This is a genomic window from Paenibacillus anaericanus (assembly GCF_003994475.1).
In the GTDB taxonomy this organism is placed as follows: domain Bacteria; phylum Bacillota; class Bacilli; order Paenibacillales; family Paenibacillaceae; genus Fontibacillus; species Fontibacillus anaericanus.
Genome location: NZ_RZNY01000063.1, coordinates 1 through 9702 on the forward strand (window position 1 = coordinate 1; position 9702 = coordinate 9702).

Genomic DNA, 9702 nt, shown 5'->3' on the forward strand with positions numbered 1-9702 from the left:
ACCCTCTACGCTATGCGAATTACTTAGGTCTCTATCTCAATGAACTTATTATAGCACAACTTAAATCATTAAGATACCTTATCACATGAATTTGAATAAATTGGAAGTGATGTGGATGGTTATGATAAACCCAGAAGAAGCAAAAAGCGACCTCACAAGGCCGCTTTTCTCCTAACCAAATAGGAATTTGGATGGCGGAAGCGAGCGGCAAATTCTCGGTTATTCTGCACCACTTCCAACTCGGTATCCATCATCTTTGAAGCGTAACTCAAGATCAACTACAACGAACCGCTCACAAGGCGTCCCTCATACCATACCGCTTGCCGCTGCGATCTTCGAGCTACCGCTTCTGCCGAACAACTTGCATGCAATAGTATAAAACTTGCGGTATCTCCAACCTTAGGCCAAACCTGCTGACCCTTTTGATCGAGCGGTGTTATCCCACCTGTAATAAAACCAAGCGATTGTGACAGTGATAATTCATCAACACATCCGTACAATTCTGCGAAACGCCCTACCTTCTCTAATTGATCACCATTTCCGAAAGGAGACCAGTGGTCCGTTAGGCTGTCTGTTGCCAGTTTTACATTTACACCTTTTTCAAACAACATCGGAAGCGGCATCATTGTTTTGCCAATTGGAACTGTCGATGCTATAGACATACCTAACGTTGCCATGCGTGATGCCATTTCTTCTGCCTCTTGTAGCTGAGCACCCGCAAACCAAAATGCGTGACTAACGGTTACCTTTCCATGCAATCCAGCTTCTTCAGTCAAATCAGCTAGACGTAATAGAGTTTTCTTTCCCGCTTCGTTGCCATCATGTAAATGAATATCAATACCGGCATTATTTAGAACCGCTAGTTCTACCATGATCTGCAATGACTTCTCAATATCCCCATCCACCGTGAATGGATCTACTCCGCCTACATGAGTTGCCCCCTCCGCCAAAGATTGTTTGACGAGTTGGACAGAATCCGATCGAAGCAGTCCATGCTGCGGAAATGCTACAATCTCAGAAGAAATTTTACCAGAAAAACGGTCTAGGGCTTGCTTTGTTGCCTCTAACCTGTGCAATCCACTAACAGGCTCGATATTACAATGACTCCGCACATGGGTAGCACCAAACCCCTGAATAAGCGTTAAGATGCTCTCGGCTTGCTGCTTTGCCAAGGGTAAGAGTTTTGGTAATAGTACTTTCTCTTGTTCAATCCGTTCGAAGATACTTGAAGCATGCTCTACTGCTTTCCACGGACCATCAAAGTACGTTTTGTCCAAATGAATATGAGCCTCCTCAAAAGAAGGTAGCATCAATAACTCTTTACAGTCGTATTTGGGTAGATTGCTCTCTATCTTTAGTTCCGCCCCAACAATTTCGGTGATCGTACTGCCTTCAATTCGAAGATGACAACTCATCGTATTTGTGCCAACCACTTGTCCCTCTTCTACAACATATCCCTGCTCTAATCTTACATTGGTTAACCAATAAGAAGCGTTCAACATACTACCCCTTCCTTTACACAGCTAATTATCTATCTTAATCAACCCATTAACCTACTCGCAATCTTCAATAATTCTAACATATGTAGAAAACATATTAATTCAAATAATTACTGAAGCACCTCTTTTGTTTCTCCATTTGGAGATGAGGAAGAGGTCAAGACGTCATTCAGAAACAGTTAATTCAGTGCAGATTCCGTAAGATTATAATAAAAAAGAGACCGACAGCTGGTGTATCGTGAGATACTTTCGCCGTCGGTTTCTTTTTAGGATTCATAATTATCTTCAATAAGTTGTATTTAGTACTAGACTTGCTCTGTAACCTGAAGCTCAATCTCCTTCTCGATTAAGTAAGCCTTATCTTCTTGTTCCAAATTCTCATTCTCCATATAATAGTCCTTCAATTCATCTTGGACACTCTGCTCAGTTAACGGCACCTGGTGGCGGTAAGCGGCCCGACAGATCACATGGGCGGCCACCGGAGCTGTCAAAAATACAAAGAAGATTCCCAAGATGAGGCGGATGCTGAAAAAACCGTCGGAAATTAGGAAGTATAGCAAGGTTCCAACCAACGCACACAGCACACCAAGTGTAGAACTTTTAGATGCAGCATGAGACCTTGTGTACACATCGGGCAAACGCACATTCCCAATCGCGCTGATCAAGCTAAAAATAGCTCCAATGAGTATGAGAATCGCCCCGACTACTTCACCGCTTCCGCTCAATAACAACACCTCTTTCAATAAATCTGGCAAAGGCAACTGTTCCAATAAATGATAGAATACCGATCAGCAATATAAGATCAAAGAAGGCATGAGTATGCAGCAGTACAGAGAACACGGCAATAGAGGCGATTAGATTAATACCGACGGAATCTAGCGCCTGAACTCGGTCCGCACTGGATGGCCCTTTTACAACCCGATATAAATTGGCCAGGATAGCCAACATTAATATACATAATGCAGTTATCAACACCGTCTCAAATATCATTTTCTCGTCACATCCTTTATCGCCTTTTCAAAAATAGATTTTGACTTTAGTACAGATTCCTTGGATTCGGGCATATTCAGACCGTGAACGTACAACACCTTTGAGTCAGGGGTTATCTCCATCACGACTGAGCCTGGCGTTAAGCAGATTAATAAGGAGAGGAGTGTGATTTCCAAATCGCCCTCCAAATCCGTTTCAACCTTGAAAATTCCCGGCTTAACATCGATTTTAGGACGGAGTACATGCTTCATGACCATCACCGCAGAAATATTCAGCTCATGAATAAAAATAATGAACAGCTTGCCAATTGCGGCTAGCGTAAATATATAAAAAGGTGTTTTAAAGAATCGGCGGATGCATAGTAAAATAAACAGACCAACAAAGTAACCACTTATAAAGTTTAATATGCTCATTTCCTCTTGCAGGAACATCCACAAGTAAGCAATGAATATGTTGAGTAGTACCTGAACGGGCATAGCTGTCTCCCCCTTTAATCAAACACGGCCTGAATATATAAATATGGATTGAGCAATTCCTCAGCAGCTTGGGCCACATAACCCGTAATCGCTTCAGCGCCGATTCCCATAGCAAGACTGGCCAACGTCAATAAAGCGATCGGAAACAACAAACCCTTTGTCGTCCCCTTCTCCTCTTCTTCACTCAGGATCGTCTCACCCCAAAAGGCGTTCATAAACAATTTGATCATGGAGAACAGAATGAACAAACTTGCCAGCAGTCCGATTCCTCCAAGCCAGTAGTAACCCGCTTCAAAGACGCCTTGCGTCGTAAATACTTTGCCTAGAAAACCGCTTAACGGAGGAATTCCAACCATAGACATAGTTGCGATAAAGAACATCCAGCCTAACTGGGGATGATGCCGAATCAAGCCGCTAATATTCTTCAAATTGCTTGTTCCAGTGAGATGGACAATCGTTCCCCCAATCATAAATACAAGCGCCTTAATCAGCATGTCGTGAATCAAATAATAAATAGAACCTGTTATTCCGGCGGGTGTCAAAGAGACGAGTCCAGCCATAATAAATCCGACACTTATGACCACATTGTAGGTTAATATTTTTCTCAAATCCCAGAAACCGATTGCTCCGAGTCCGCCAAAAACCATCGTTATAGCGGCTAATATCCCGATAAAGAGATGGGTGATCTGCGGTTCATGATAGAAGATGAGCGTAAACATTCTGAAAATGGCGTATATCCCTACCTTCGTGAGTAACGCAGCGAAAATAGCAGCTATTGCCGTTGGTGGTACACTATATGAACCGGGTAGCCAGAAATAGAGTAATAATCCCGCCTTCATGGCGAAAACGATAAGGAATAATAATGCGACGGTGGTTATTAACCCGTCCTGGCCAACCTCTGCGATTCGGATCGATAAATGGGCGAGGTTCAATGTGCCCGTCATAGAATATAAATAGGCAACGCCGATCAAAAAGAACGCCGATGCAATAATGTTCGTAAAAATATATTTCAACGACTCGCGTAGCTGTCTCTGGGCTCCCCCCAATGTGACCAGTACATAGGAAGCAACCAGAAACATTTCAAAAAAGACATATAAATTGAACAAGTCCCCTGTTAAGAACGAACCGTTGACACCTGTGATCAAGAACAAAAATAAAGGATAGAAATAAAGTTTTTCTTGTTTTCGGCCAATCGATGAAAAGGCATAGATTAGGCAGCATATCGCGACAATAGAGGTAGCCAATAGCAGCAAAGCACTGAACATGTCACCCACGAAACTAATGCCGTAAGGAGCTTCCCAACCACCTAACTGCAATGTTTGAATACCTCCAGCTCTGACCTGATTCATCAATAGAACCGAAATGACACTGGTGGCTAACAATGCAACCAAACTAAGAATCCGCTGAAGCTTTATATTTTTCTGGAATACAACGAGGACCATCCCCGTCAACAGAGGAATGATAACCGGCGTGATCAACAAATTATTCATGCTCATTTCCCCTTAATTGCTCCATATCATCCGTCCCAAAGCTTTGATAGGCACGATAACATAAAACTAGTACTAGCGCTGTCACGGCAAAATTAATGACAATGGCAGTTAATATTAATGCTTGAGGAATAGCATCCGTAAAGCCCGCGGTTTTCTCTCCCAGCAAAGGGGCACTCCCCGTCTTCAGTCCGCCGGAAGTAATGAGTAACAAATTGACCGCATGACTCACAATCGATGTTCCGAGCACAATTCGCAGCAGTTGTTTAGATAGAATCAAATAGGTTCCAATGGATATTAAAATACCGACCAGTATGACCATGAGTGTCTCCATATTAGCGATCCTCACTTATGCTTAGAATAATATTAACTGCAGTGCCTATGACAGCTAGAGCGACTCCGGTATCAAAAATCAAAGCAGACGCGAGCTCAGTATCTCCAAAGATCGGTAAATCAACATGACCAAAGGTCTGGGTTAAAAATGGTTTGCCAAATACCACGCTCACCGTTCCGGTTCCAATCGCAATCAACACACCGATCGCCGAAAGCTTTTTGAAATCGACTCTTATATTTTCCCTTACCTTCTCGATGCCAAAAGAAAGATATAGTAGAACAATAGCTGATGCCATACTCAGCCCCCCTATGAATCCCCCTCCCGGATGATGATGACCGTTCATAAATAAATAGATCGAAAAGGTCAATATGATCACGGCAGCCACTCGAGTTACACTTTTCAATATCACATCATTCGGTTTCACGTTGTTCCCTCCTTTTGGAACGTTGATGAACCAATATATATACACCCAACCCGGCAATAGCCAAGACGGATATTTCTAGCATTGTATCGAAACCGCGGAAATCCACTAATATTGCGTTGACAATATTTTTGGCGCCTGCCAGTTCATAGGCATTTTCAAAAAACGATGTAATGGGTTCAAATAATTTATGACCATTTGCGGATAATCCCAACAGGGTCACCGTTAATCCCATCGCGATCGATATGATCAGGTTCGTCAGTTTGAAAGGAATACGCTCGATGCTTTTCTTCAGCTTCGGTAAATGATAGAAGCACAGCAGGAATAGAACCGTTGTCACGGTCTCCACCACCATTTGCGTCAATGCCAGGTCAGGGGCAAGGAAGATCACAAAGAACATAGAAACCATATAACCTAACGCGCCCAATGCAACAATAGCCATAATTCGATTGCTGGCAAATAAGACAGTAAGTGCGGCGATTATCATCCCGAGCACAAGCCCCACATCAAAAATACTGATGGCTGAATTACTTGCGAAATCGAACTGTATACCATGGAACAACAGAAGCGAACCTAGCAATACAATAACAAAGAAAGAAAAAATGTAGATCAGATAGTGTCTCAGCGATCCTGTCATATACCGATTCGTCAGGGATACCGAGAACCTCTCCATACCTGATAAGCCCTCATTGTACAAATGATTCAACGTTAATCCCTGCGTATGATTTCGAAGGGCTTGGAGCCACCGCTTCGTTGTTTTGAAGAGTAGGATACCGATAGCAATTACCCCAATCGTCATCACGAGTTCCATATTTAGCCCATGCCATGCGCTGATTTTCACATCATATGAAGAAATCGGCATCATCGGCAAAATTGAGGTTAATGCCGGGGTAAGGATATATTTTCCCAGTACATTCGGGAAGAAGAAAATGAATATAACAAGTAAGCCCAAAATGATTGGAGAAAACAACATACCCCAAGGTGCTTCATGCACTTTTCGTGTCAGTTTTTCAGGGCGATATTGTCCTCCAAAGGTTTTGAATACAAAAATCATGCAGTAGACAAAAGTAAATATGCTGGCTACCCAAGCAATGATCGGAAACATGATGCCGATGTTACTCAAACCGAAAATACCGGCCTGGGATACGTCATTTACCGCCGCAAAAAACATTTCCTTACTCAAAAAACCGTTAAAGGGTGGTAATCCCGCCATAGATAAGCCGCCGATCAAAGCGATCGTGAACGTGATCGGCATCACTTGCATCAAACCGCCTAAATAGCGAATATCCCGCCGACCTGTCTCATGGTCAATAATACCGACAACCATAAACAAAGTTCCTTTAAAGGTTGAGTGATTAAATAGATGGAATAGAGCGGCAAATGTAGCTACCGTAAAGACAGTACCACTCTCTCCAGGTCCAAAGTAGACCGCTAAAGAACCGATTCCAAGCAGGCACATGATCAATCCCAATTGGCTAATCGTAGAATAAGCTAACATGGCCTTCAGATCAGTCTGTCTCAGCGCTGTCAAAGAACCATACAGCAGCGTAATAATACCAATGCCGGCCACAAGCCAGAACCACACCGAGTTGCCCCCGAAAACTGGAGTCATACGCGCTACTAAATAAATGCCGGCCTTGACCATCGTAGCCGAATGGAGGTAACTGCTCACCGGGGTTGGCGCCTCCATTGCATCTGGTAACCAAATGCCGAACGGGAATTGCGCAGATTTCGTAAATGCACCGAGCAAAACACATAACATAGCAGGAATAAACAACGTATGGTTTTGGATGACATCCAGGTTCGCGATCATTTCCCGAATACTATAGGTATCCGTCATCATGATCATCATAATAAATCCGGCTAACATACCAAACCCACCAAGGACAGTAATCAATAGCGCCTTTAAGGCGCCTTGGCGAGAACTCTTGCGCTCGTACCAATAGGATATTAATAAGAAGGATGAGACGCTGGTTAACTCCCAGAACCCGTACAGGACTAAGAGATGATCCGAGAATACTAATCCCAGCATAGCTCCCATGAACATGAGCAAATATATATAGAAGTTATGGAGAGCTTCCCGAATCTTCGACATATAAAAAATTGAATAAATAATAACCAAGGTTCCGACGCCGGTAATGAGCAGACCGAATAAGAGACTGAGCCCATCCACGTAGGAGATAATATTCATATCAAGGGAGGGAATCCAAGAAATTGTGTATTTATAGGTATCCCCTGCCGCAACATCGGGTATATACTGCAACAAATAGATAAAGATGGATAGAGGTACGAGGGAAACGAACCATCCTATATGTACTAGGCGATTCAAATACTTATATAGTAAGGGAATAAATATTGCACTGATTATCGGGAGAAACATAAAGGTATAGAATATAGACAAGCGCACTCCTCCTTAGTTATGACTTTTGCTTCCTTCTATACGTATTGACTCTTTACGTAACATCAACTATAGTCTTACATAGTTTAATCAAGCTCTACTATTATCATTGAGGTGAATTAATTAAAATGAATAACGTGTATAATGAGAGCATTCTTGTTTGCGTTTATTATGGTCGCAATGGCGAAAGACTCATCAAACGCGGCTGTGCAATCGCTAATATGATGAAATCTCCGCTTTATATATTGACCATTGATCCCAAACCATTCGATGAACTGGATGCCGAGAAAATATTCTATATCGAACAATGGAAAGAATATGCCAACTCTCATCCAACGGCCCAATTTATCATGAAAGATAATGAAAGCCGACCGGTCTCTAAGGTCATTGCAGAAGCGGCCAGAGAAAACAACATTACACAGATCATTCTTGGCCAAACAGCACACAGCCGATGGGAACAACTTACGAAGGGATCTATCATTAATTCCTTAGTACGCGAGATCCCCTTTGTCGATTTGCATATCGTTTCCGTTTCCCGTTATATTCAGGATGAAGAAGGTATTTATGACAAGGGAATTCGTGCTTATTTGATCAAAGATGGGGAGCATTACAAGTTAAGCTTCAATCACGACAAACAAACTGAATATGAAGGGATTTTCTTTAAAGAAGCCGATACTGATTTCGATAACGGAATTTTCCGTCTTATGAAAGATGCTGCAACTATACATGTTCTCGTTATTGACGGGATTGTCACCGAATTAAAAAACGTAGATATTCATACAGCGATGGGTCTAGACGACTCTGTTGAATAAAAGTTAATAAAGAAACTAGCTCTCTCCGCAGGTTCCATGCGGAGAGTTTTTTTGTGTCATTCAAAACAGGAATAACTCACAAATTCACGTCCACTTTAATTGGCATCTTCTCATTCCTGTCGACTCCCAAATACTTTAGCGTCTCTGCCGTGGAATGATGATGCAAAATCGACTTTAAGATGGAGATGGCAACTCCCTTATAATATGCATGGTAACCAAACGTCTTTCTCAGCGTATGGGTCCCGATCTTCTCCGATATTCCTACCACCCTTGCCGAGTGGTTAATAATTCGATACGCCTGCTGACGGGTAATCGGACGACAATCCTTTTTGGACTTAAATAAATAATCCTCCGCTTTCCAATCGTTGTTAGATAAATATTCGTTTAAAATTTTCCCGATTTGGCTGTTTAAGTAATAAGCCTTTTCTTCTTTTGTCTTTTCATCCTTAATATAAAGGAACTGTTTAGCATTCTGGCCATCCCAAACGTCCTGTACAGTGAGATTCAGTAAATCAAGAAGACTAATCCCCGTATTAATTCCTAGTACAAAAAGCAATAAGTCCCTTATAGAGTGTTTTCTCAGCTCCTCTTTCATTGCTTGAATGGTTTCCATGTCCCGAATCGGATTGACAAATTGCACAGAGAATACCCCCGAATAATGTTACTTAATATAAGGTTAACATATATTAAGTAACATCACAATAAATATACAAGCTCATTTTATAAAAAAATCGGTGGCTATTGATGTTAGTAAACTACAGCAGGTTCTGAATACGAAACCATATAAAGAGATGCTTAAGGAGTTACTGACGTAATAGAATAAGCAAATCATAAGTCTCAGTAACGATAGCCAACAGCATCCAAACTTTCACAATACCTGTCCAAATTCCACCTGTGTTGTACTTGAATTATAGAGATCACAAGTACGAATAGCCACGTAACTGCCAGCACATAATAGACTTCACAAACCTATTCCAGTAAACAAGGAGGACCTTTCAATTGAGCGCAAACCAACCAGACAAGAACCTAATCAACACAGTGAAAGAGCTGGATGAGACACCCGTGAACAGCCTGGAGGCTCAACAACAGCAGCAGGCGCACAATGATCGCCGGAAACAAGCGCTGCATGACAGCGATGGCAAATACAAGGAAAATGAATCTGATAACTATCATTAAACCAATAAGAAAACGTAAATATTCGCATCTATGTAATCAACTAAATAACAGAAAAAAGACACCCTCTCGGGCAATGTCATTAAGATAAGCTCAAAACGAAACCGAGAAT

Annotated in this window: 11 protein-coding genes; 2 read left to right on the forward strand and 9 right to left on the reverse strand. The window is 42.0% G+C overall.

The window, feature by feature from the left end:
* Positions 1-278: 278 nt before the first annotated feature.
* From EJP82_RS27370 to EJP82_RS27405, 8 genes are all read right to left on the reverse strand, one after another.
* Positions 279-1502 carry an amidohydrolase gene (locus EJP82_RS27370; RefSeq protein ID WP_127195244.1) on the reverse strand — a complete coding sequence of 408 codons (1224 nt, stop codon included), beginning with the start codon at positions 1500-1502 and terminating at the stop codon, positions 279-281.
* A 302-nt stretch (positions 1503-1804) separates the two neighbouring features.
* On the reverse strand, positions 1805-2224 hold the full coding sequence (locus EJP82_RS27375; RefSeq protein ID WP_127195245.1) for a Na+/H+ antiporter subunit G: 420 nt from the start codon (positions 2222-2224) through the stop codon (positions 1805-1807).
* Complete coding sequence (locus tag EJP82_RS27380) at positions 2208-2489, reverse strand: Na(+)/H(+) antiporter subunit F1 (RefSeq protein ID WP_127195246.1); 282 nt, start codon at positions 2487-2489, stop codon at positions 2208-2210. The genes EJP82_RS27375 and EJP82_RS27380 overlap by 17 nt, the downstream gene beginning before the upstream one ends.
* On the reverse strand, positions 2486-2965 hold the full coding sequence (locus EJP82_RS27385; RefSeq protein ID WP_127195247.1) for a Na+/H+ antiporter subunit E: 480 nt from the start codon (positions 2963-2965) through the stop codon (positions 2486-2488). The genes EJP82_RS27380 and EJP82_RS27385 overlap by 4 nt, the downstream gene beginning before the upstream one ends.
* 14 nt (positions 2966-2979) lie before the next feature.
* Positions 2980-4455: a Na+/H+ antiporter subunit D gene (locus EJP82_RS27390; protein ID WP_127195248.1), complete on the reverse strand. Its 1476-nt coding sequence runs from the start codon at positions 4453-4455 to the stop codon at positions 2980-2982.
* Positions 4448-4786 carry a Na(+)/H(+) antiporter subunit C gene (locus EJP82_RS27395; protein WP_127195249.1) on the reverse strand — a complete coding sequence of 113 codons (339 nt, stop codon included), beginning with the start codon at positions 4784-4786 and terminating at the stop codon, positions 4448-4450. Before EJP82_RS27395 ends, EJP82_RS27390 begins: the two co-directional genes overlap by 8 nt.
* A gap of 1 nt (position 4787) precedes the next feature.
* The gene (locus EJP82_RS27400; protein WP_127195250.1) at positions 4788-5210 is read right to left on the reverse strand and encodes a Na(+)/H(+) antiporter subunit B; all 423 of its coding nucleotides are present in this window, start codon (positions 5208-5210) and stop codon (positions 4788-4790) included.
* Positions 5197-7608 carry a Na+/H+ antiporter subunit A gene (locus tag EJP82_RS27405; protein WP_127195251.1) on the reverse strand — a complete coding sequence of 804 codons (2412 nt, stop codon included), beginning with the start codon at positions 7606-7608 and terminating at the stop codon, positions 5197-5199. The genes EJP82_RS27400 and EJP82_RS27405 overlap by 14 nt, the downstream gene beginning before the upstream one ends.
* Before the next feature lie 125 nt (positions 7609-7733).
* On the opposite strand from EJP82_RS27405, the gene EJP82_RS27410 reads away from it, so the two are divergent.
* Positions 7734-8417 (forward strand): universal stress protein, encoded by a 684-nt coding sequence (locus tag EJP82_RS27410; RefSeq protein ID WP_127195252.1) that lies wholly within the window; start codon positions 7734-7736, stop codon positions 8415-8417.
* A gap of 76 nt (positions 8418-8493) precedes the next feature.
* Here the strand turns inward: EJP82_RS27410 and EJP82_RS27415 are convergent, their stop codons facing one another.
* A complete protein-coding gene (locus EJP82_RS27415; protein ID WP_127195253.1) occupies positions 8494-9057 on the reverse strand; it encodes a tyrosine-type recombinase/integrase in 564 nt (187 codons plus the stop codon).
* A gap of 359 nt (positions 9058-9416) precedes the next feature.
* On the opposite strand from EJP82_RS27415, the gene EJP82_RS28105 reads away from it, so the two are divergent.
* Positions 9417-9593 (forward strand): hypothetical protein, encoded by a 177-nt coding sequence (locus EJP82_RS28105; RefSeq protein WP_170220322.1) that lies wholly within the window; start codon positions 9417-9419, stop codon positions 9591-9593.
* Positions 9594-9702: the final 109 nt, after the last annotated feature.